General features: G+C 62.0%; 19 protein-coding genes. 7 read left to right on the forward strand and 12 right to left on the reverse strand.

What is annotated here, in order from left to right; all coding sequences use genetic code 11:
* Positions 1 to 22: 22 nt before the first annotated feature.
* From earP to AC1DU8_RS12510, 3 genes are all read left to right on the forward strand, one after another.
* The gene (gene earP / locus AC1DU8_RS12500; RefSeq protein ID WP_477701869.1) at positions 23 to 1,168 is read left to right on the forward strand and encodes an elongation factor P maturation arginine rhamnosyltransferase EarP; all 1,146 of its coding nucleotides are present in this window, start codon (positions 23 to 25) and stop codon (positions 1,166 to 1,168) included.
* 116 nt (positions 1,169 to 1,284) lie between these two features.
* Positions 1,285 to 1,839 (forward strand): elongation factor P, encoded by a 555-nt coding sequence (gene efp / locus AC1DU8_RS12505; RefSeq protein ID WP_457278830.1) that lies wholly within the window; start codon positions 1,285 to 1,287, stop codon positions 1,837 to 1,839.
* A 108-nt stretch (positions 1,840 to 1,947) separates the two neighbouring features.
* Positions 1,948 to 2,811, forward strand: a complete 864-nt coding sequence (locus AC1DU8_RS12510) for an LOG family protein (RefSeq protein ID WP_457278831.1) — start codon at positions 1,948 to 1,950, stop codon at positions 2,809 to 2,811.
* Here the strand turns inward: AC1DU8_RS12510 and AC1DU8_RS12515 are convergent.
* From AC1DU8_RS12515 to AC1DU8_RS12560, 10 genes are all read right to left on the reverse strand, one after another.
* Entirely contained in the window at positions 2,789 to 4,009 is a 1,221-nt protein-coding gene (locus AC1DU8_RS12515) for an MFS transporter (RefSeq protein WP_477667120.1), read from the reverse strand. The genes AC1DU8_RS12510 and AC1DU8_RS12515 overlap by 23 nt on opposite strands.
* A 24-nt stretch (positions 4,010 to 4,033) precedes the next feature.
* Positions 4,034 to 5,389, reverse strand: a complete 1,356-nt coding sequence (locus tag AC1DU8_RS12520) for a DNA recombination protein RmuC (protein WP_477667249.1) — start codon at positions 5,387 to 5,389, stop codon at positions 4,034 to 4,036.
* Positions 5,390 to 5,434: 45 nt separating this feature from the next.
* Positions 5,435 to 6,421: a 2-hydroxyacid dehydrogenase gene (locus AC1DU8_RS12525; protein WP_477667119.1), complete on the reverse strand. Its 987-nt coding sequence runs from the start codon at positions 6,419 to 6,421 to the stop codon at positions 5,435 to 5,437.
* A 14-nt stretch (positions 6,422 to 6,435) separates the two neighbouring features.
* Positions 6,436 to 7,845 carry a sodium:proton antiporter gene (locus AC1DU8_RS12530; RefSeq protein ID WP_457278834.1) on the reverse strand — a complete coding sequence of 470 codons (1,410 nt, stop codon included), beginning with the start codon at positions 7,843 to 7,845 and terminating at the stop codon, positions 6,436 to 6,438.
* Between the two features lie 64 nt (positions 7,846 to 7,909).
* Positions 7,910 to 9,097: a nicotinate phosphoribosyltransferase gene (gene pncB, locus AC1DU8_RS12535; RefSeq protein WP_457278835.1), complete on the reverse strand. Its 1,188-nt coding sequence runs from the start codon at positions 9,095 to 9,097 to the stop codon at positions 7,910 to 7,912.
* 103 nt (positions 9,098 to 9,200) lie between these two features.
* Positions 9,201 to 9,554: an FKBP-type peptidyl-prolyl cis-trans isomerase gene (locus AC1DU8_RS12540; protein WP_477667118.1), complete on the reverse strand. Its 354-nt coding sequence runs from the start codon at positions 9,552 to 9,554 to the stop codon at positions 9,201 to 9,203.
* A 147-nt stretch (positions 9,555 to 9,701) separates the two neighbouring features.
* On the reverse strand, positions 9,702 to 10,448 hold the full coding sequence (locus tag AC1DU8_RS12545; protein WP_477667117.1) for a nitroreductase: 747 nt from the start codon (positions 10,446 to 10,448) through the stop codon (positions 9,702 to 9,704).
* On the reverse strand, positions 10,445 to 10,888 hold the full coding sequence (locus AC1DU8_RS12550) for an acyl-CoA thioesterase (protein WP_477726820.1): 444 nt from the start codon (positions 10,886 to 10,888) through the stop codon (positions 10,445 to 10,447). Before AC1DU8_RS12550 ends, AC1DU8_RS12545 begins: the two co-directional genes overlap by 4 nt.
* Positions 10,860 to 11,885 (reverse strand): NAD(P)H-binding protein, encoded by a 1,026-nt coding sequence (locus tag AC1DU8_RS12555; RefSeq protein ID WP_477701866.1) that lies wholly within the window; start codon positions 11,883 to 11,885, stop codon positions 10,860 to 10,862. Before AC1DU8_RS12555 ends, AC1DU8_RS12550 begins: the two co-directional genes overlap by 29 nt.
* Before the next feature lie 87 nt (positions 11,886 to 11,972).
* On the reverse strand, positions 11,973 to 12,920 hold the full coding sequence (locus AC1DU8_RS12560; RefSeq protein WP_477726821.1) for a histone deacetylase family protein: 948 nt from the start codon (positions 12,918 to 12,920) through the stop codon (positions 11,973 to 11,975).
* 271 nt (positions 12,921 to 13,191) lie between these two features.
* On the opposite strand from AC1DU8_RS12560, the gene AC1DU8_RS12565 reads away from it, so the two are divergent.
* Positions 13,192 to 13,737 carry a phasin family protein gene (locus AC1DU8_RS12565; protein WP_457279775.1) on the forward strand — a complete coding sequence of 182 codons (546 nt, stop codon included), beginning with the start codon at positions 13,192 to 13,194 and terminating at the stop codon, positions 13,735 to 13,737.
* A 240-nt stretch (positions 13,738 to 13,977) separates the two neighbouring features.
* Here the strand turns inward: AC1DU8_RS12565 and AC1DU8_RS12570 are convergent, their stop codons facing one another.
* Entirely contained in the window at positions 13,978 to 14,871 is an 894-nt protein-coding gene (locus tag AC1DU8_RS12570) for a patatin-like phospholipase family protein (RefSeq protein ID WP_477727052.1), read from the reverse strand.
* Between the two features lie 120 nt (positions 14,872 to 14,991).
* Here AC1DU8_RS12570 and AC1DU8_RS12575 point away from each other — a divergent pair, with 120 nt between their 5' ends.
* On the forward strand, positions 14,992 to 16,035 hold the full coding sequence (locus AC1DU8_RS12575; RefSeq protein WP_457278841.1) for an extracellular solute-binding protein: 1,044 nt from the start codon (positions 14,992 to 14,994) through the stop codon (positions 16,033 to 16,035).
* Between the two features lie 224 nt (positions 16,036 to 16,259).
* Positions 16,260 to 17,027: a 3-hydroxyacyl-CoA dehydrogenase gene (locus AC1DU8_RS12580; protein WP_477726822.1), complete on the forward strand. Its 768-nt coding sequence runs from the start codon at positions 16,260 to 16,262 to the stop codon at positions 17,025 to 17,027.
* 2 nt (positions 17,028 to 17,029) lie between these two features.
* On the opposite strand, the gene AC1DU8_RS12585 is transcribed toward AC1DU8_RS12580, so the two are convergent.
* Positions 17,030 to 17,962 (reverse strand): LysR family transcriptional regulator, encoded by a 933-nt coding sequence (locus AC1DU8_RS12585; RefSeq protein WP_457278843.1) that lies wholly within the window; start codon positions 17,960 to 17,962, stop codon positions 17,030 to 17,032.
* A gap of 111 nt (positions 17,963 to 18,073) precedes the next feature.
* On the opposite strand from AC1DU8_RS12585, the gene AC1DU8_RS12590 reads away from it, so the two are divergent.
* Complete coding sequence (locus AC1DU8_RS12590; RefSeq protein ID WP_477726823.1) at positions 18,074 to 19,942, forward strand: gamma-glutamyltransferase family protein; 1,869 nt, start codon at positions 18,074 to 18,076, stop codon at positions 19,940 to 19,942.
* Positions 19,943 to 20,119 lie beyond the last annotated feature (177 nt).

The raw sequence follows: 20,119 nt of genomic DNA on the forward strand, positions 1-20,119 counted from the left end.
CGGCTGCATCACAATACCCGCCATGGCTGCAGCACGCGTTTGGGACATTTTTTGCAAAGTCATCGACAACTTCGGGGACATTGGTGTGTGCTGGCGTCTGGCCGCCGACCTGGCCTCGCGCGGGCACAAGGTGCGGCTCTGGGTGGATGACGCATCCGCGCTGACATGGATGGCCCCCGGGAGCTGTAAAGGCGTACAGGTATTTCCCTGGCCATCCGGTGAACAGCCCCTGAACCTGGACGCCGCAGGGCTCGCCGGGCAACCCTGCGATGTGCTGATCGAGGCCTTCGGCTGTGAAGTTGCTCCTGATTTCATAGCTGCTTGCGCTCGTCTGCATTGGGCTGGAGGCCAAAAACCCGTCTGGATCAATCTCGAATACCTGTCTGCCGAGGACTACGTGGGGCGCTCCCACGCCATGCCTTCGCCGGTACAAGGCGGACCGGCTGCCGGCTGGACCAAGTGGTTTTTCTACCCGGGCTTCACGGCTGATACCGGCGGGCTGCTGCGTGAGTCAGGCCTGCAGGACAAGCAGGCAGGCTTTGACCGCGCCGGCTGGCTGAAAACCCACGGAATCCACTGGGGTGGCGAAACCCTGGTGTCCCTGTTTTGCTATGAGCCCCCCGCGCTCGAAGGCCTGCTGGCGCAATTTACGGAACACGGCTTGCAAGGCAAACCGGTGCATCTGCTGGTGGCCGCGGGGCGTGCCGCCAACGCCGTTCGTGCCCTGTATGATGATAAGAATCGGCTGCAACCCAATAAGGGCGGGCGCAAGCAGCTATCAATTTCATACCTCCCCCTGCTGACGCAAACCGGGTTTGACCACCTGCTCTGGGCCTCGGACCTGAACTTCGTGCGCGGCGAGGACTCGGTGGTGCGGGCGCTTTGGGCAGGCAAGCCTTTCGTCTGGCACATCTATCCGCAGCATGACAACGCCCACCTGGCCAAACTGCAGGCCTTCCTGGACATGCTCCAGGCGCCGCCCTCCCTGCGGGCTTTTCACGCCGCCTGGAACGGCAAAACAGCGCCGCCACCTACCGCCGGCGGCCCGGCGCCCTTCCCCATTGACCTGCCGGCCTGGCAAGCAACAGCCCAGACGGCCCGCTCCCGCCTGATGGCCCAAGACGACCTGGGCACCCGGCTGCTCGGTTTCGTGACAAAAAAACGTTAAAATCATAGGCTTTGCAGAACAGCCTGAAGGTCGACCAGACTTTGGCGTCCTGCACAACCCGCCGCGGAACCTGCACACCGGTGCATGCGTTTAGCGGCCTACTCAGTGAAACTGCTATGAAAATCGCTCAAGAAATCCGCGCCGGCAACGTCATCATGAACGGCAAAGACCCGATGGTGGTGCTCAAGACCGAATACAGCCGCGGCGGGCGCAATTCCGCCACCGTGCGGATGAAGCTCAAAAGCCTGGTCGCCAACTTCAACACCGAAGTCGTGTTCAAGGCCGACGACAAGATTGATCAGGTCATTCTGGACAAAAAGGATTGCACCTACTCTTACTTCGCCGATCCGCTGTATGTCTGCATGGACTCCGAGTACAACCAGTACGAAGTCGAAGCGGAAAACATGGGCGATTCGCTCAACTACCTGCAGGACGGTATGGAACTGGAAGTGGTGTTCTACGACGGCAAGGCGATCTCGGTCGAACTGCCCACCAGCGTTCAGCGCGAAATCACCTGGACTGAACCCGCCGTCAAGGGCGATACCTCCGGCAAGGTTCTGAAACCCGCCAAGCTCGCTACCGGCTTTGAAATCGGCGTGCCGATTTTTGTGGCCCAGGGCGACCTGGTTGAAATTGACACCCGCACCGGTGAATATCGCAAGCGCGTGTAATCCCGCTTCTGCCCTCCGCAAAAAGGCTCCTCACGGAGCCTTTTTTTGCTTGTGCGGGCCCCAGTTCCCGAAAAGCAGCCGCCCCGCCTGATCGTTCACAATAAGCTCATGGAACAAAAACAAGACTTATCCGTCAGCCGCCTGGCCAACGCCTGGGCCGAACTGCAGGCCCACGCACGGGAAGGCACACCGCTGGAAGCCGACGCCTCGCGGCTGGCATTTGCCGACCCGGAGTTTTTGCTGCGGCGTGAAACACGCGGGATCCGCTTCCAGCTGGAACTGCTTAAACCCGACCTGGAACAGCAGGCCCATGGCATTGAAAACACAGTGGTCGTTTTCGGCAGCGCCAGGTTTCGCAGCGAGGAAGATTCCGTCACCATGGTGGCCGAAGCCGAGGCAGGTGGTGATGCCGAAACCATAGACCGCGCGCGAAAACTGGCGCGCAATGCCCACTATTACGAAAAAGCCCGCGCCTTCGGCAAGCTGGTGGCGCAGTACAGCGAGACAAAACCGCCCGAGACCAAGCTCTTCATCTGCACCGGCGGCGGCCCGGGCATCATGCAGGCAGCCAACCGGGGCGCGCACGAGGCCGGCGGGCTCAGTGTGGGCCTGGCGATCGCCCTGCCCATGGAGGAAGCCGCCAACCCTTATGTGCCGCCTGAGCTGTCATTCAAGTTTCACTACTTCGCGCTGCGCAAAATGCATTTCATGATGCGTGCCAAGGCGCTTGTGGTGTTTCCGGGTGGTTTCGGCACGCTCGACGAACTGTTCGAAGTCATCACGCTGGTGCAGACCCGCAAGGCCAAGCCGGTGCCCATCATCCTTTTTGGCAGCAGCTACTGGAAGCGCCTGCTCAACACCGACATGCTGGTGGAAGAAGGCGTGATCTCGCCCAACGACCTCAAGCTCTTTCAGTACGTGGACGACGCACAGGTCGCCTGGGACCTGATCAAGGATTTTTACCGTCTGTAGGCCCGGTTTCGGGATGGTGCCCGCCATGGGCAGACATGCTGTCCTTGAGCAGCCACGCCGCGCGTGAACCCGCGCCTACCATGGCCCCGGTGACCCAGAAGACCCCGCCAATTCCCATCAACGCACCGGCGGAGCCAAACAACATGGGCATCACCACGCTGGACGCATTGATCGCCATCAGGCGCAGCCCCAGCGCTTCGCCGTGGCGTGCTTCCGGTGTGATCTGGTGCAGCATGCTCATCACCATGGGTTGCACCATGCCCAGCGCAAGGCCCAACAGGATGGAGCACAGGCCCATGCCGATCGCCGAATGCATCAACGGGTAGATGCCGAACAGTGCGGCTGTCGCCAGCATGGAGACCGCCAGCACCTTCCACTCGCGCAGATGGGCCGCCACCAGCGGCATCACCATGCGGATCAAAGCCGCGGCCACCGCAAACGATCCCAGGATGGTGCCTATGACCGAAGCACTGATGCCGCGCTCAAAACCCAGCACCGGCACCACAAAGGTGTGGACGTCCCAGCAGGACGACAAAAACCAGTTCACCAGCATGAGGCGGCGAAAGTTGGCCTGGCGCAGCAAATCCCAGGCCTTGGGCTGCACCCCGCCGCTGGCGGCAATCACCGGCGGGAGCTCGCGCGTCTTGCGTACCAGGAACCAGCAGGCCAGCGGCAGGATCGCCATCAGCAAAAACGCCGCGCGGTAGCCGGAAGTGCTTCCCGGCACGGCACCCACATGGTCGATCAGCAGGCCGGCGGAAAACGGTCCAATGAAATTGGATACCGCCGGACCAATGGCCAGCCAGCTGAACACCTGGCGCAACTCCAGTGCGCCGACCGCCGCGCGGCCCACGTGGCGCTGCAGGGAAATCACTGCTGCGCCGGTGGCGCCGCCCGTGAGCAGCGCCGCCAGACACAGCACCGGGAACACCGGAAAGGCCACCGCAGCCCCGGCTCCCAGCACCGCAGCGAAGACGCTATACCGGATCGGGCGCCTGAGGCCATGCCGGTCGGCGAAACGGCCGGCCGGCAACGCCAGGAAGACTTGCGTCAGGGCAAACAATGCAAGCAGCACTCCCACCGCCGCGGGGCTGTAGCCCTCGCGCAACGCCAGCAGCGGCGCCGCCATGCGCGTGCCGGCCATGCAGGCGTGCAGGCAAATCTGCGCCACGATCAGGCGTGCGAGTTCAGGCGTCATGACGCACAGCTCATGCGGTGCGCATCAGATGTTGTCCAGGTCTTTGTCAAGCGGGTCCAATGGGAGCAGGCGGGCAGAATCGATTTCCGGGAGCGCTTCGACATTGCGCAGGGCTTTGCCCATGACACGGCTGCGCTGCTCGGCACTGCTCAGTGTGTTGAGCACGGTTTCGGTCTGCGACTTGACCTTGGCCAGCACGTCGCCGAACTTGCCGAACTCTGTCTTCACCGCACCCAGCACCTGCCAGACTTCGCTGGAACGTTTTTCCAGCGCCAACGTGCGAAAACCCATCTGCAGTGAATTGAGCATGGCCAGCAGCGTTGTCGGGCCGGCCAGCGTGACACGGTGGTCGCGCTGCAGGAACTCCATCAGGCCGGGCCGGCGCAGCACTTCGGCATAGAGGCCCTCAGTCGGCAAAAAAAGAATCGCAAAATCGGTGGTGTAAGGCGGGTCTATGTATTTCTCGGAGATCGACTTGGCCTCCAGGCGTATGCGCGTCTCCAGCGCTTTGCCGGCGATTTCAGCACCCAGCACGTCGGCGCGCTGCTGCGCATCCAGCAGGCGCTCGTAGTCTTCGTTCGGAAATTTCGCGTCGATGGGCAGCCACAGGGGTTCACCCGAATCAGACCGGCCCGGCAGCTTGATGGCGAAGTCGACCGGATTCTTGCCGCCGCGGCGGGTAATGACCTGGGCCGCGTACTGGTCGACGGTGAACACCTGTTCCAGCAAGGCCGACAGTTGCGCTTCGCCGAAGATGCCGCGTGTTTTCACATTGGTGAGCAAATGCTTGAGGTCGCCCACGCCCTGCGCCAGCGTCTGCATTTCACCCAGGCCCTTGTGCACCTGCTCGAGCCGGTCGGCCACCTGCTTGAAACTTTCGCCCAGGCGCGTCTCCAGCGTCGTCTGCAGTTTCTCGTCGACCGTCTTGCGCATCTCATCGAGCTTGGCCGAATTGGTTTGCTGCAGTTGCGCCAGCTGTTTTTCCAGGGTCTCGCGCACTTCACCCATGCGCCTGGCGTTGGACTCGCTGACGGACTGCAGCTGAGTGGTCAGGGTATCCGACAGCGTTTTTTGCAGCAGGGTGAGTTGCTGCGAAAACGCGTCGATCTGCGTGTTCTGCGTGCGGATCGCTTCGGCGCTTTGCTGCACCAGCGTTTGCTGGAAGGTGGCGAAGGTAGTCGCCAATTCCTGCCGGCTGCTGCGCGAGTTGTCACCGATTTCGCGCCGCAATTCGCGCTCGAGCTTGTCGTGGCCTGCCGCGATGTTCGCCAGCAGCTCGACGCGGCCCGTATCCGTTTGTTCGGCGGGCTTGCGCAGCAGCAGCCAGACCAGCAACAGCAGGTTGGCCACCAACAAGGCAATCATCAGCCAGGATTCCATCATGTGTTCATTGTCCGCTTGCTGCTCCTACTTGTTCTACTTGCTTCATTTTCCGGCCAGCACCGCAGGGTTGAGTGGGGTCAACGGTTTCTTGCCACCAAAAAAGGCAATCAGGTTGTCAGCGGCCAGGCTGGCCATGGCCAGGCGCGTGGGAATGGTGGCGCTGGCGATATGCGGCGTCAACACCACATTGGGCACGGTCAACAAATCAGGATGCACCTTGGGCTCGCCCTCGAACACATCGAGCCCGGCCGCTGCGATGCGCTTGCTCTTCAAGGCCGCAGCGAGTGCGGCATCGTCGACGATACCGCCGCGCGCGATGTTGATCAGGTTGGCAGTGGGTTTCATCAATGCCAGTTCTGCGGCGCCAATGGTGTGGTGGGATGAAGGCGAATACGGCAGTACCAGCACGAGGTGATCTGCGGTCTTGAGCAGTTCTTCCTTGCCGACGTAGCTGGCTTTGCATTCTGCCTCCAGCGTTGCATCCAGGCGCGAGCGGTTGTGGTAAATCACCTTCATGCCAAATCCATGGGCACCGCGTTTGGCAATGCCCTGCCCTATGCGTCCCATGCCCAGGATGCCCAGCGTCGCGCCGTGGATGTCGGAGCCCGCAAACATGTCGTAGCTCCATTTGGTCCATTTGCCGGCGCGCAGGTAATGCTCGCTTTCGGTCACGCGACGGGCCGTGGCCATCAGCAGGGCAAAACCGAAATCAGCGGTGGTTTCGGTCAGGACATCCGGGGCATTGGTGGCCAGCACGCCGGCAGCGGTCATGGCGTCGATGTCGAAGTTGTTGTAGCCCACCGCCATGTTGGCGCAAATTTTGAGCCCCGGGCAGGCGGCCAGCACCTCCGCGTCGATTTTGTCGCCGCCCGTGGTGAAGGCGCCGTCCTTTCCCTTGAGGCGCTCGGTGAGGTGGGCCTTGGACCAGGTCTCGTCGGCCTGGTTGGATTCAACCTCGAAATGCTGCTCCAGGCGGGCAATGACTTCGGGAAAAACTGCGCGGGCAACAAGAATTTTGGGCTTGCTCATGAAAAATTACTTCCTTACTTGAACCAGATAAAGGTCATGATGACGAAGAGCGGCACCAGGATAGAGCAGGACCAGGCCATGTAACCGAAGAAACCGGGCATCTTGATGCCGCGGTCTTCCGCGATGGCCTTGACCATGAGGTTGGGCGCATTGCCGATATAGGTGTTCGCGCCCATAAAAACCGCGCCTGCCGAGATCGCAGCCAGCGTCGGTGCCAGTGTGGTCATCAGCGTGGCCGGATCACCCCCTGCGGTGTTGAAGAACACCAGGTAGGTGGGCGCGTTGTCCAGGAATGAGCTGAGAAAGCCAGCGGCCCAGAAATACATCGCCGGATCGGGCTGGCCGTCCGGTCGCGTCACAGCCGAAACCACGGAACCAAAAGGACCATTGACGCCTGCTTTGAGCATGGCGATCACCGGGATGATGGTGAGGAAAATGCCGGCAAATAATTTGGCGACTTCCACCATCGGCCCCCAGGAAAACTGGTTGTCCGCATGTACTTTTTCCGCAGTGATCTTGAGCGACAGGAACGTCACCAGCACAAGGCCAACATCGCGCACGAGGCCCGGCAAGCCGACTTCCGTCCCCATGAGATGAAAGGAGGCGGGTGACTTCCAGAAGCCGCTGAGCAGCACCAGGGCCACGATCGCCGCCAGAAGCGCGAAGTTGGCCGCACCGTCAAACCCAAACTGCCGGGTGTCCGGCGTAGGGTCTACTTTCAGCACACCTTCACGGCGAAAGAACCAGCCATCCAGCGCGTAGAAGATGGCCAGCAGGCTGCCCACCAGAAAAAGCGTCTCCGGAAATATCTGTTTGACCGTCCAGAAAAAATCAACGCCCTTCAAGAAGCCAAGGAACAGGGGTGGATCGCCCAATGGCGTGAGTGAACCGCCTGCATTGGACACAATGAAAATAAAAAACACAATCACATGGGCTCTGTGCACGCGATTGTCATTGGCCCGGATAAGGGGCCTCAGCATCAGCATCGATGCACCGGTGGTGCCCATAAAGCTCGCCAGCACGGCGCCAATGGCCAGGATCGCAACGTTCAAGGCCGGACTGCCGTGCAGGTTGCCGCGAATATGGATCCCGCCAGCCACCGTGAACAGCGCAACCAACAGCACAATAAAGGGGATGTATTCGGCCAGCAGCGCGTGCACCAAGCCGGAAAAAGCAGCAGAGCCACCGTACAGCGCGGCAAACGGCACAAAAAAGGCCAGCGTCCACGCTACAGCAACCTTGCCATAGTGGTGGTGCCAGAAAGAAGGCGCCAGCAGCGGCATGACTGCAATCGACAGCAAAATTCCAGCGAACGGCACCGCCCACAAGGCTGACAGCCGGCTACCGTCAAGTTCAGCGGCAAACGAGAGGCTTGGCAATAACAAAAGCAGCGCCAGCGCCACCAGCTGTTGTGGAGGTTTCATGATGTTCCGGTTCTTTTTTATCGTTACGCATCCATGCTAGACATGCCAATCGGACGGATGAAAGTCATGCAATCTCAAACACCTGCCGCAAATACGCCAGGTATTTTTCGTCGTCGCACATGTTCTTGGAAGGTGTGTCAGACAGCTTGGCCACGGGTTGGCCGTTGCAGCGGATCATCTTGATCACGATCTGCAGCGGCTCGTAGCCCAGGTCATTGGTGAGGTTGGTGCCGATGCCGAAGGCCAGCTGGCAGCGGCCCCTGAACTGCTGGTACAGCTCGATGGTGCGCGGCACCGTCAGGCCGTCGCTGAAAATCAGCGTCTTGGTCTGCGGGTCGACCCGGTTCTTGGTGTAGTGCGCAAGCATGCGCTCGCCCCACTGGAACGGGTCGCCGCTGTCGTGGCGGGCGCCGTCAAACAGCTTGCAGAAGTACATGTCGAAATCGCGCAGGAAGGCACTCATGCCGTAAACATCCGACAACGCGATCCCGAGGTCGCCCCGGTATTCCTTGGCCCATGACTCGAAGCCAAAGACCTGGCTGTCACGCAGACGCGGCCCCAGCGCCTGGCAGGCCTGCAGGTATTCATGCGCCATGGTGCCTAGCGGCGTCAGGCCGAGCTTCATGGCAAACAGCACATTGCTGGTGCCGGCGAATTGGCCACCCACCCCCGTGCCCAGCCGCGTCACCAGGGTGCGCAGCACTTCTTCGTGCCAGGCTTTGCCAAACCGGCGGCGTGTACCGTAATCGGCGATCTTGAGCGTTCGCAGGCCTTGCGTCTGCAGCTCGCCAATTTTGGTCTCCAGGCGCTTGCGCCCCTCGGCCAGGTCCGCCTTCTTTTGCGTGTTGCGAAAGTAGACCTCATTGATGATGGCCAGCACCGGAATCTCAAAGAGGATGGTGTGCAGCCAGGGGCCCTTGATGGACACGTCGATCTCGCCCGAAGGCAAGGCCGTGACGCTGACGTATTTTTCATTGAGCCGGAAGATGCCGAGGAAGTCGACAAAATCGCTCTTGATGAAGCGCATGGCCTTGAGGTAAGCCAGCTCAGCGTCCTGGAAACGCAAGCTGCACAGGCCACGGATTTCTTCCCGTATCTCGGTCACATAGGGCGCCAGATCACCAATACCCGGAGCGCCGGCGTTGCGGCACTTGAAGCGGTATTCCACCTCGGCGCCCGGAAACTGGTGCAAGACCACCTGCATCATGGTGAACTTGTACAGATCGGTGTCGAGCAGGCTGGTGATGATCATGGGGATCGCTTGAGGGCCGCGGCGCCAGGGCGCCTTGGCGGTTAATCAGGTGAACAGGCCCGGCGCCAATGCCGCACCGGGGCCTTCTTCAACTCGCGCCAGCTCAGGTACCGAGAAAATCCACTTCAAACAGCAAGGTGGCGTTCGGTGGAATCACACCGCCGGCGCCGCGCGCACCATAGCCCAGCTCCGCCGGAATGACGAGGCGGCGCGTACCACCCACCGACATGCCTTGCACGCCTTCATCCCAGCCGCGGATCACTTGCCCCGCGCCAAGGGAAAATTCGAAAGGCTGGCCGCGGTCCTTGCTGGAGTCGAACTTGGCGCCCGGGACGCCGTTGTTATAGAGCCAGCCGGTGTAGTGAACCTTGACATGTTGCCCCGCCTTGGCGATGGCACCGGTGCCCAGCACGGTGTCTTCGTATTGCAGGCCGGAAGGTGTGGTGGTGAGATTCATGATGCGGTCCTTCTAAAACAGGTGAAACAAAAAAACAGAGCCCAAACAGGCAAAAAGAAATCGCGTCTTTTCGCGAATCCCTGACTTTACCCGCAACACCTAAACCAGCCGGCGCGTGCGGGGATGCAGTAGCGCCGCTTCTGGCTTCTAGTCGAGCCAGGTGGTGAATTCCGAAGCCGGGACCCGCGGTGTACGGAAGGTGTTGACGCGCGCCGTTTCATCGGCATAACCCAGCGCCATGCCGCACACCAGCATTTCGCCCTCACCCGCGCCGATGTGCGGGAGGATGATCCGGGAAAAACCGTTCCAGGCTGCTTGCGGGCAGGTGTGCAAACCCAGGCCACGCGCGGCCACCATGAGGTTTTGCATGAACATGCCGTAGTCGACCAGCGAGCCCCGACCCATCACGCGGTCCAGCGTGAACATCAGGCCCACGGGTGCATCGAACAGCTGGAAGTTGCGGTGATGCTGTGCATGCATCTTGTCCTTGTCACCCTTGGTGATGCCCAGCAGGCCGTAGAGGCCCCATCCGTTTTCGCGGCGGCGGTCGATGTAGGGCGACACCCATTTTTCAGGGTAGTAGTCGTATTCTTCTTTGTATTCGGCGGCCAGTGCGGGGTTGGCGTACAGCGCGTCGTGAGCCTGGCAAACCTTGTCCACCAACGCGTCCCGGCTGGCACCTTGCAGCACATAGGCCTTCCAGGGCTGGGTGTTGGTTCCCGAAGGCGCGCGGCTGGCAACTTCCAGCAGATGGGCGATGGTCTCGCGTGGCACCGGCCGGGGCAAAAACTGGCGTATTGACTGGCGGCTGACGATGGCTTCGTCCACCGCATTGCGTGCGTCGCCTGCGCGGCGCGGGGTGATATAGGGAAGCACGGGCGGTGCCTGGGTCATCGGAGGGTCTCCAGTACAGAAAGCAGTTCGGGGGGCAGCGACGCAGGCCTGCGCGTGGCGCGGTCGACATACACATGGATGAAATGGCCCCGGGCAGCGCACAGCGCACCCTCATCGCCGGGGAACAGGGCCACTTCGTAGCGCACGCTGGACGAGCCGACGTGTGCCACACGGATGCCTGCGACCACCGGCTCAGGAAAAGCCAGCGGCGCGAAGTAATTGCATTGGGTTTCGATCACCAGGCCGATCACGCTGCCGGCGTGGATGTCGATGGCGCCGCGCTCAATCAGGAGGCCGTTGACGGCGGTATCGAACCAGCTGTAATAGACGACGTTGTTGACGTGACCGTAAACATCGTTGTCGGACCAGCGGGTGCCGATGTCGCGAAAGGCTTTATAGGCGCTGCGGGCTTCAGCCTGCGGGCGTGTCGGGGAGGTCATGAGAACCTATTTTGCCAGCGTGCACCTGGCCAGGCTCAAGGCGGGCTTCTGGATGGACGGCCGGGCTAACGGCGGGTCTGATCGGAAGTGGCTCGCGCCCCAGCAATTCCGGCAAGCGATTGGGTGAAGGCATATTGTCCCGCTGCAGCAAAATCCAGTGCCCATACGAGAAAGGCGAAAAGTGCAGGACGTCGCACACATGCGCGCCCAGGCGTGCCGCCCAGTTGGGCGTTGGAATCTGCAGCGCAGGGGTGGCCGTATAGTCGGCGCGAAGTTCACGCAGGTACTCCGCGTAACCGTAACGGCGAATTCCGCCGAGTTCAACCTCGCGGTGGCCCGCCAGGGAAGAAAGAGCCGCAAGCGCAGCAAATGCTTTCCCAAGATCGGTGGCAGCCATCGCCGCAATACCGCCGCGCGCACCGCGCGGAATAAATTGCACCGGCGAGCGCGACAAGCCGCGCAGCCAGCGGGCGCCAAAGCCGCCCTCGCCGTCGAGCAAGGAAGGCCGCACGATGGCGTAGTCGCTGCCCGACGCCGCGATGGCGTGCTCACCCAGCAGCTTGCTCGACAAAAACCGGCTTTTGGCGCCTGCGTGCAAGCCCAGGGCCGAGGTATGAATCAGTCGAATGCCGGCGCCGGCGCAAGCGACGGCCAGCGCCGCCGGTGCGCGGTGATGCACATGGTCATACGACTCATTCGGCCGCTGGCGCAGGATGCCCACGCAATTGACGACCACATCCACATCCTTCAGCAGGGTTGTCCACGCATCGGGCTGCAACAGCTGCTCAAAGCGCACAGGGCGCAAGACAGCAAAAGGATAGGCCTCTTCGTGGCGCGAAGGATGGCGGCTGCCGATCGAAACCTGCGCGCCCGACGTGTGCAGCGCCGCGACGGCATGGCGGCCGATAAAGCCGGTGCCGCCCAACACGAGTACGCGGAGGGCGTGGGCAGCATGGGCTGCGCTATCTTTCTGGGAATCCCTCGGGTGTGGCTGCATGTTCTTGTTGCTATTAGCTTGTTTTATTTCGTGGCCACCTGGGATGGCCTTGGCAATGTAGCAGCAATCCCCGTTGGATCAGCCTCGCTACGGATTCCAGCGCTTCCAGTATTCAAGCGCCACCCGGTAGGTGTTCATCTGCACCTGCACGGTTTCGTCGATGTTGATGCCATAGCCACCCGCCATGGAAAACGCCAGCGGGATGCGGCGCTGCCAGGCCCAGTCGAAGACGCGCCGGTCGCGCGCCTCCAGACCGTCAAAACTCAGGGCCAGCCGTCCCAGGCGGTCGCCCACGTACGGATCGGCGCCCGCCAGGAACAGCACCAGCCCCGGCTCAAAGCGCCGCTCCAGCTCGTCAAGCGCGTGCTCCAGCGCCTGCAGATAGGCTGCATCGCCGCAGCCGTCCGGCAAGTCCACATCGAGGTCGCTGGCTTCTTTTCGAAACGGGAAATTCTTTTGCCCATGCAACGACAGCGTGAACACGCTGGTGTCCGCGGCAAAGATGCTGGCAGTGCCGTTACCCTGGTGCACATCCAGATCGACGATGGCGACCTGCAGCGGTTTGCGCTCGTGGCGGTGCAGCCGCGCCCACTCTGCCTGCATGAGCCTGGCGGCCACCGCCGCATCGTTGAAAACGCAGAAGCCGCCGCCTTTGTGCGCATACGAGTGATGCGTGCCTCCGGCCAGGTTGGCTGCAACGCCTTCGCCCTGTTTGCCTCCAGGCCCCATCGCCATGCGGGCCGCTGCAACGGTGGCGCCGGCAGAGCGGCGCGCGCGCTCGGCCATGCCCAGGCTCCAGGGAAAGCCGATCTCGCGCTGGGCAGGCGCCGGCAAGGTTCCGTGGGTGATGGCGTCTATATAAGCGGGCGTGTGAACAAGGGCGAGCTCACCATCGGTGGCGGCCGGTGCCTGTGCCATTCGAACGGCCGGCAGTTCGTTGACCAGGCGGTCGCGCAACAGCCGGTACTTGGCCATGGGAAAACGGTGCCCAAGCGGCAGCGGCAATACGAAGTTGTCGGCGTAAAAAGCTTGCAAGATGAGAAGCGAGGAAGGGTTTCAACGATTGTGGCCTGAAGGGGCAACAACCGTCATGTAGTACCGAGCGCGGGAAAGCATGGACTTTTGGATACTTTTGCACTCTGTTTTCGGAGTACAAATAGGGCTCGACATCTAAAATGGTGCAGTGCAACAAAAACCGCTTGCAATGCCTCGGCCAATGCCTATACTTGGGGTCATGTTGCAGTGCAGCAATTCAGCGCAAAGCAACTATTGACCCGACGACTCATTAACTTATATCTGGAGATTAATTATGCTGACCGCTGAACAAATCATGGCCTCCCACAAAGCCAACATCGAAACCCTGTTTGGTCTGACCCACAAAGCCTTCGAAGGCGTTGAAAAACTGGTCGAACTGAACGTGCAAGCCACCAAGGCTGCCCTTGCTGAAACCGCCAACCACGCACAAGCCGTGATGGGCGTGAAAGACGCGCAAGAACTGATGGCCCTGCAAGCCGGCCTGGTCCAGCCCCTGGCTGAAAAGACCGCCGCTTACAGCCGTCACCTGTATGACATCGCTTCGGCTGCTGGTGCTGAACTGGGCAAGACCCTGGAAGGCCAAACCGCTGATGCACAGAAGAAGTTTGTCGGCCTGGTCGACAACGCTGCCAAAAACGCGCCAGCCGGTTCCGAAACCGCCGTTGCCGTGATGAAGAGCGCTGTTGCTGCCGCGAACAACGCATTCGAATCCATGCAAAAGGCTGTCAAGCAAGCCAGCGAAATGGCTGAAGCCAACTTCAACACCGTGGCTGCGTCCGCAGTGAGCGCCACGAAAACCGCTTCCAAGAAGCGTTAATTGTTATTCATTGTTCCCGCACCTTCTGCGGGAACGACCGGAGCCTGATCCCGGAACCTTGCGTAACAGCACGATTCCAGACCGCTTGTCTCCTCGGATCCATTCGAAATTCATTTTCACGGATCCAGTTAAGCCCAATCGCAAGATTGGGCTTTTTTTTGCCTGGCGTATCCAGATTTAGGCCATTCAGGCGTTTTACCCAATACTGACATGCGCCAGCAGCTATCAAAAGAATAGCAACTACCTTGCCATCGCCACACCGGCTGCGGCCAGCTTTGCCTTCAGCTGGGGCAGCGCGGCCAGCATGGCGGCACGGCCTGAGTCGATGGCGCGCTGCCGTGCAGAGAAGTCGGCGCTTTTCAGGCCCGTAAGCGACGGACGGACCACAATGTCAGCATCCTTGAGCTCGTACTGGTTGATGCTTTTGCCCATGATGGCAAAGGTCTGCAGCAGGATTTGCAACGTGTCGCCGGCAAGGTTGGCTTCGGGCGGGCTGGAGATGTCGACGGCAATCACGACGTCGGCGCCCATCTGCCTGGCAAAGCGCACAGGCACCGGTGAGACCAGGCCGCCGTCGACATACTCGCGGCCGTTGATCTTGACGGGCACGAACACGGCCGGCACTGCACTGGATGCGCGCACTGCTGTGCCGGTATCGCCGCGCTGGAACAACACGGCCTGACCGCTGTTGAGGTCGGTGGCGACGATGCCCAGCGGAATGACCATGTTCTCCATCAGCCGGTTGGCCACCAGGTCGTTGACATAGCGGGCCAACGCGTCACCGCGGAACATGCCGCGGCCGATGATCGGCAGCATCCAGTCGGTGATGGCAACTTCCTCCATGTTCAGCGCGGTCTGCTGCAGCTGCGCGCTGGTCTTGCCGCTGGCATACAGCGCCGCCACCAGGCTGCCGGCCGACGTGCCGACCACCAGCTGCGGCTTGAGCCCGGCCTCCTCCAGCACGGCGATCACGCCCACGTGGGCAAAGCCGCGTGCGGCGCCCCCGCCCAGCGCCAGGCCGATGCGCGGCGGCTTTCTGGCGGCCTCTACCGGCAGTGGTGCCACGGGTGCGCCCGGACCGGGCGGCGCTGTAGTGCAGCCGGCAAACAGCGATAAACCCGCAGCCAGGCAGATGCCCGCCAGCCAGTCTGGCCCTAGCGAAGGCTTGCGCAACGTAGGGGGACTACCAAGAATGATTCTTATTTGCTTTATCATGGCCGGGCTTTAAAAATACCAGTAAGGAAGTGGAAAGTTATGTACAAAAAAGTGGTTCTCTCGTCGCTGATGCTGCTGGCAGGCTTGGCTTCGGCGCAGGAACAGGTGGTCAACTTGTATTCTGCCCGCCATTACCAGACCGACGAAAAGCTCTACAGCGACTTCACTAAAGCCACCGGGATCAAGGTCAACCGCGTGGACGCGGATGACGCCGGCATTTTGGCGCGCCTGAAGGCCGAAGGCACGGCCTCTCCTGCCGACGTGATTTTGCTGGTCGATGCCGCGCGCCTGCACAAGGGCGATATAGACGGTCTCTTCAAGCCCATCAAATCGACCGCCCTCGAAGCTGCCATCCCGGCCAAGCTGCGCGCCAAGGAAACTGCCGAAGGCACGACCTGGTTCGGCTTTTCGACGCGCGCCCGCGTTGTGGTGTTTGACAAGCTCAAGGTCAAAAAAGCCGACGTGGATACCTATGAGGAGCTGGCTGACCCGAAGAACAAGGGCCTGCTGTGCACCCGTTCGGGCGCGCACCCCTACAACCTGTCGCTCTTCGGCGCGGTGACCGAGCATCTGGGCGAAGCCAAGGCCGAGCAATGGCTCAAGGGCCTGGTGGCGAACATGGCGCGTGACCCCAAGGGCGGCGACAGCGACCAGATCAAGGCCGTGGCCAGCGGCGAATGCGGCATTGCTCTGACCAACACCTACTACCTGGCGCGCATCATGCGTTCCAACGCGCCTGAAGACAAAGTCGTGGCCGACCGCGTGGGCGTGGTCTTCCCCAACCAGGACAGCTGGGGCACGCACGTGAATATCGCCGGCGCTGCCGTTGCCAAAAATGCCAAGAACACGGCCAATGCCGTCAAGTTCATGGAATACCTGGCGAGCCCGAGCGCGCAGGAGTATTTTGCCAATGGCAATAACGAATGGGCCGCCGTTCCGGGCCTGGGTGTGAGCAACCCGGCTCTCAAAGCCATGACACCATCGGGCAACGGCAGCTTCAAATCGGAAACCATCCCGATCAGCGCCGTGGGCAACAACCAGCTCAAGGTGCAGCAGATGCTGGATCGCGTCGGCTACAAGTAAGCCAACGCCGCACTGTTACGAAAAGCCCGGCCACCGAAAGGCGCCGGGCTTTTTTCATCGCCGGGCCGTCCCTAGATGAAAACGCCCCCTCGGGAGACAACGACCACACGAAGTGAAGGAGCGTGGGGGTAATTTCATGCGCCATAATTGACGTTTACGTTAACGTCACCCAAAACGTTCACGCAATCTCTTCAAAGTCTCTCCATCTTCATCAAGGAACCACCATGGAAATCGCAGGCAAAGTATTTATCGTCACCGGCGGCGCATCGGGCCTGGGTGAAGGCACGGCACGCATGCTGGTGGCCAACGGCGCCAAAGTCGTCATCGCCGACATGCAGGCAGATAAAGGCGAGGCCATCGCCAAAGAGTTGGGCGAAGGCAAAGCCACTTTCGTCAAATGCGACGTGAGCCAGGAAGCCGACGGCCAGGCCGTGGTGGCCAAGGCGGTTGCCATGGGCAAACTGATGGGCCTGGTGAACTGCGCCGGCATTGCGCCCGCCGAAAAAACCGTGGGCAAGAACGGCGCGCACAGCCTGGGCGCCTTCAGCAAAACCATCACCGTCAACCTCGTGGGCAGCTTCAACATGATCCGCCTGGCGGCCGACGCCATGTGCAAGTACGACCCGGAAGCCACCGGCGAACGCGGTGTGCTGATCTCCACCGCCTCTGTGGCAGCCTACGACGGCCAGATCGGCCAGGCGGCCTACAGCGCCTCCAAGGGCGGCATCGTCGGCATGACCCTCCCGATCGCCCGCGACCTGGCCCGCAACGGCATCCGCAACATGACCATCGCGCCCGGCATTTTCGGCACGCCCATGCTTTTTGGCATGCCGCAGGAAGTGCAGGACTCGCTGGCTGCCGGCGTGCCCTTCCCCTCGCGCTTGGGCACACCGCAAGACTATGCGCGCCTGGCCAAACACATCATCGAAAACGACATGCTCAATGGTGAAGTGATTCGCCTGGACGGCGCGATTCGCCTCGCACCACGTTGAGCCTAGGCCGCAGGCGGGTGCAGCGCTGCCAGCCGTTCGGTCAGCAGCGCTGAAAGCCGTTCAATCACCTCGTTGACGCGGGCCGGCACATAGCGCCGGCTGGGCACCACCGCATAAAGCGGCGCCGGCTCACCCAGGTGACCCGCAAAGAGGCGCACCAGCTTGCCGCTGGCCAAAGAGGCCATGAGGTCGATCTCGGACTGGTAGACGATGCCCCGCCCCTCCAGCGCCCACTGCAGCGCAATGGATGCGTCGTTACAGGCCAGCGGCCCAGCCACGCGCACCTGAAAAGGCGCGCTGGCCTCTCCCTGCAATTCGAACTGCCACTGATCCTGCCGGCGCTCGCGCACATGGCAAACCAGGCAGTCGTGCTGCACAAGCTCGCATGGCTCCAGCGGCGTGCCGCGGCGCGCCAGATAGTCCGGGGCCGCACAAGCCACGCGCCGGGCCGGCGCCAGCAGGCGCGCCGAATGGGTCGAATCCATCAGCGGCCCGTTGCGCAGGGCGATGTCGATGCCCTCGCGCACCAGGTCCACACGCGCATCGCTGATCTGCAGGTCGATTTCAATACCCGGGTGAGTGTTGGCAAATTCGGCCAGCCAGTAGGCCAGCATCTCGCGGGCCAGCATGGCTGTGGCGGTGATGCGGATGCTGCCCGTCAAGCCGAAGGTGCCGGCACGGACTTTGGCCTGGCCTTCGGACACCAGCTCGAGCGCGCGGCGGGCATGGTCGACCATGACAGCACCCTCGGCCGTGGGCCGCACGGCGCGTGTGGTTCGCTCAAACAGACGTACACCCAGCGAGGTTTCCAGCCGCTTGATCGCCGCACTGACGGCCGCTGTAGACAGCCGGCAGCGCTTGCCCGCTGCTGTAAGGCTGCCAGTTTCCGCCGTAGCCAGCAGCACGCGCAAGGCATCGAGATTGTCAAATTCCATGGAAGAGTGATTTCTCTGAAACGCCATTGTGAGGCGCGGGGCCGCTCGATATATTCAACAGCGCAGGCACAGGGTCCTGCCACAAGCTACAACTACATTCAAGGATATCGCATGAGACACGCCTTCCCGGCGCTGGCAGCCACCGCGCTGCTTGCCGCCTGCGCCAGCAGCCCCACCGCATTTAACTACCAGGTCCCCGCCGATGAAGTCGCGCGCGGCACCAAATACATGCAGCCCGAAGGCTCTTCGGGCTTCACCCCCAAGCCAGGCTGGGCCACCAAGACCTTCGCCGTGGCCGCCGCCAACCCGCTGGCCACCGATGCGGGTTACCAGGTACTCAAAGCCGGTGGTTCGGCCATCGACGCTGCAATTGCAGTGCAAATGGTGCTCACGCTGGTAGAGCCGCAGTCCAGCGGCATAGGCGGCGGCGCCTTCCTGCTGCACGCCAATGGCGGCAAGGTCGAGGCCTTTGACGGCCGCGAAACCGCGCCCGCTGCGGCGGACGAAAAACTGTTTATCGGCGCCGACGGCAAACCGATGCCGTTTTACGACGGCGTGGTTGGCGGGCGTTCCGTCGGTACGCCCGGCACGGTGCGCATGCTGGAGATGGCCCACAAGCAATACGGCCGCCTGCCCTGGGCCCAGCTCTTCGTGCCCGCCATCCAGCTCGCCGAAGGCGGCTTCAAGGTCAGCCCGCGGCTCAACACCTTGCTCAAGGGTGAAGTGCACCTGAAGAAGGATGTCACCGCCGCAGCCTATTTCTATAAAGCCGACGGTACCCCCGTCGATGTGGGTTCTGTCTTGCGCAACCCGGCGCTGGCCGACGTGCTGCGGCAAATCGCGGCGAGAGGTTCCAACGCGCTGCTCGAAGGCAAGGTCGCGCAAGCCATCGTCACCAAAGTGCAGGGCCACGCCACCAATCCCGGCAAGCTGACCCTGGGCGACCTGGCCGGCTACCAGCCCAAAAAACGCGACCCGATCTGCTCGGACTACAGCGCGGCCGGCAAGGCCTACCGCCTCTGCGGCATGCCGCCGCCCAGCTCGGGCGCGATTGCAGTCGGCCAAATCCTCGGCATCCTGAACAACACGCCGGCCGCCACGCTGGGCCTGGTCGCCGGCACCGGCGGTGTTCCCGGCTCGGTGTCGCCCACGCCTTCGGCCGACTGGCTGCACCTCTACACCGAGGCCTCGCGCCTGGCCTTTGCCGACCGTGCGCAATACCTGGGTGACCCTGACTTTGTGCAGCCGCCGGGCGGCAACTGGATGAGCCTGCTGGCCCCCGCTTATCTCAGTGAGCGCGCCAGGCTGATTCAGTCCACAGGCCCGAGCATGAAAACCGCAAAACCTGGCGTGCCGGGCGCCGTCACAACCGCCTACGCGCCCATGCCCGACCAGCCCGAGTACGGTACCTCGCACATCAGCATCATCGATGGCTACGGCAATGCCATCGCCATGACCACGACGATTGAAGACCAATTCGGCTCGCGCCTGATGACCGACGGCGGCACCGGAAAAGCTGGCGGCTTTTTGCTGAACAACGAACTGACCGACTTCAGCTTCGCCCCGACAGACGCCGAAGGCAGGCCCGTGGCCAACCGCGTGCAAGCCGGCAAACGCCCGCGCTCGTCGATGGCCCCCACGCTGGTGTTCGACAAAACCTCGGGGCAGCTCGTCATGAGCGGCGGCAGCCCCGGCGGCGCACTCATCATCCATTTCACCGCCAAAACCCTCTACGCCACACTGAACTGGGGCCTCAACGCCCAGCAGGCGATTGACCTGCCCAACTTCGCCTCGCTCAACGGCCCGAGCATCCTGGAAGAAAAACGTTTCTCGCCGGCCACCGTCGAGGCGCTGCGAAGCCGCGGCGCCGAGGTACGCGAACAAACCATGACCAGCGGCCTGCAAGCCATTCAGAGAACACCCGACGGATTCTTCGGCGGCGCCGATCCGCGACGGGAAGGCCTGGTGCTGGGCGACTGATCTCGGCACACCCCCGTCCAGGCTCACTGCGTATAGCCCCTTGCAGGGGGCGGCGCCTGCGGCCCGGCAAAGCCGCTTCCGCGGCTGCCCGCTTGTGAAATGCCCCACTGCTTGTGCCACTGACTCTTCAAGCCAGCATGAGCCGCGGGACTGGCTTTGCCAGACCGCAGGCGGGCG

The sequence above is a fragment of the Polaromonas sp. P3_A5 genome (assembly GCF_056403055.1).

Bases quoted from the DNA above. Each gene is read 5' to 3' on its own strand.
- earP (WP_477701869.1), top strand. From the start codon at position 23: ATGGCTGCAGCACGCGTTTGGGACATTTTTTGCAAAGTCATCGACAAC.
- efp (WP_457278830.1), top strand. From the start codon at position 1,285: ATGAAAATCGCTCAAGAAATCCGCGCCGGCAACGTCATCATGAACGGC.
- AC1DU8_RS12510 (WP_457278831.1), top strand. From the start codon at position 1,948: ATGGAACAAAAACAAGACTTATCCGTCAGCCGCCTGGCCAACGCCTGG.
- AC1DU8_RS12515 (WP_477667120.1), bottom strand. From the start codon at position 4,009: ATGACGCCTGAACTCGCACGCCTGATCGTGGCGCAGATTTGCCTGCAC.
- AC1DU8_RS12520 (WP_477667249.1), bottom strand. From the start codon at position 5,389: ATGGAATCCTGGCTGATGATTGCCTTGTTGGTGGCCAACCTGCTGTTG.
- AC1DU8_RS12525 (WP_477667119.1), bottom strand. From the start codon at position 6,421: ATGAGCAAGCCCAAAATTCTTGTTGCCCGCGCAGTTTTTCCCGAAGTC.
- AC1DU8_RS12530 (WP_457278834.1), bottom strand. From the start codon at position 7,845: ATGAAACCTCCACAACAGCTGGTGGCGCTGGCGCTGCTTTTGTTATTG.
- pncB (WP_457278835.1), bottom strand. From the start codon at position 9,097: ATGATCATCACCAGCCTGCTCGACACCGATCTGTACAAGTTCACCATG.
- AC1DU8_RS12540 (WP_477667118.1), bottom strand. From the start codon at position 9,554: ATGAATCTCACCACCACACCTTCCGGCCTGCAATACGAAGACACCGTG.
- AC1DU8_RS12545 (WP_477667117.1), bottom strand. From the start codon at position 10,448: ATGACCCAGGCACCGCCCGTGCTTCCCTATATCACCCCGCGCCGCGCA.
- AC1DU8_RS12550 (WP_477726820.1), bottom strand. From the start codon at position 10,888: ATGACCTCCCCGACACGCCCGCAGGCTGAAGCCCGCAGCGCCTATAAA.
- AC1DU8_RS12555 (WP_477701866.1), bottom strand. From the start codon at position 11,885: ATGCAGCCACACCCGAGGGATTCCCAGAAAGATAGCGCAGCCCATGCT.
- AC1DU8_RS12575 (WP_457278841.1), top strand. From the start codon at position 14,992: ATGTACAAAAAAGTGGTTCTCTCGTCGCTGATGCTGCTGGCAGGCTTG.
- AC1DU8_RS12580 (WP_477726822.1), top strand. From the start codon at position 16,260: ATGGAAATCGCAGGCAAAGTATTTATCGTCACCGGCGGCGCATCGGGC.
- AC1DU8_RS12585 (WP_457278843.1), bottom strand. From the start codon at position 17,962: ATGGAATTTGACAATCTCGATGCCTTGCGCGTGCTGCTGGCTACGGCG.
- AC1DU8_RS12590 (WP_477726823.1), top strand. From the start codon at position 18,074: ATGAGACACGCCTTCCCGGCGCTGGCAGCCACCGCGCTGCTTGCCGCC.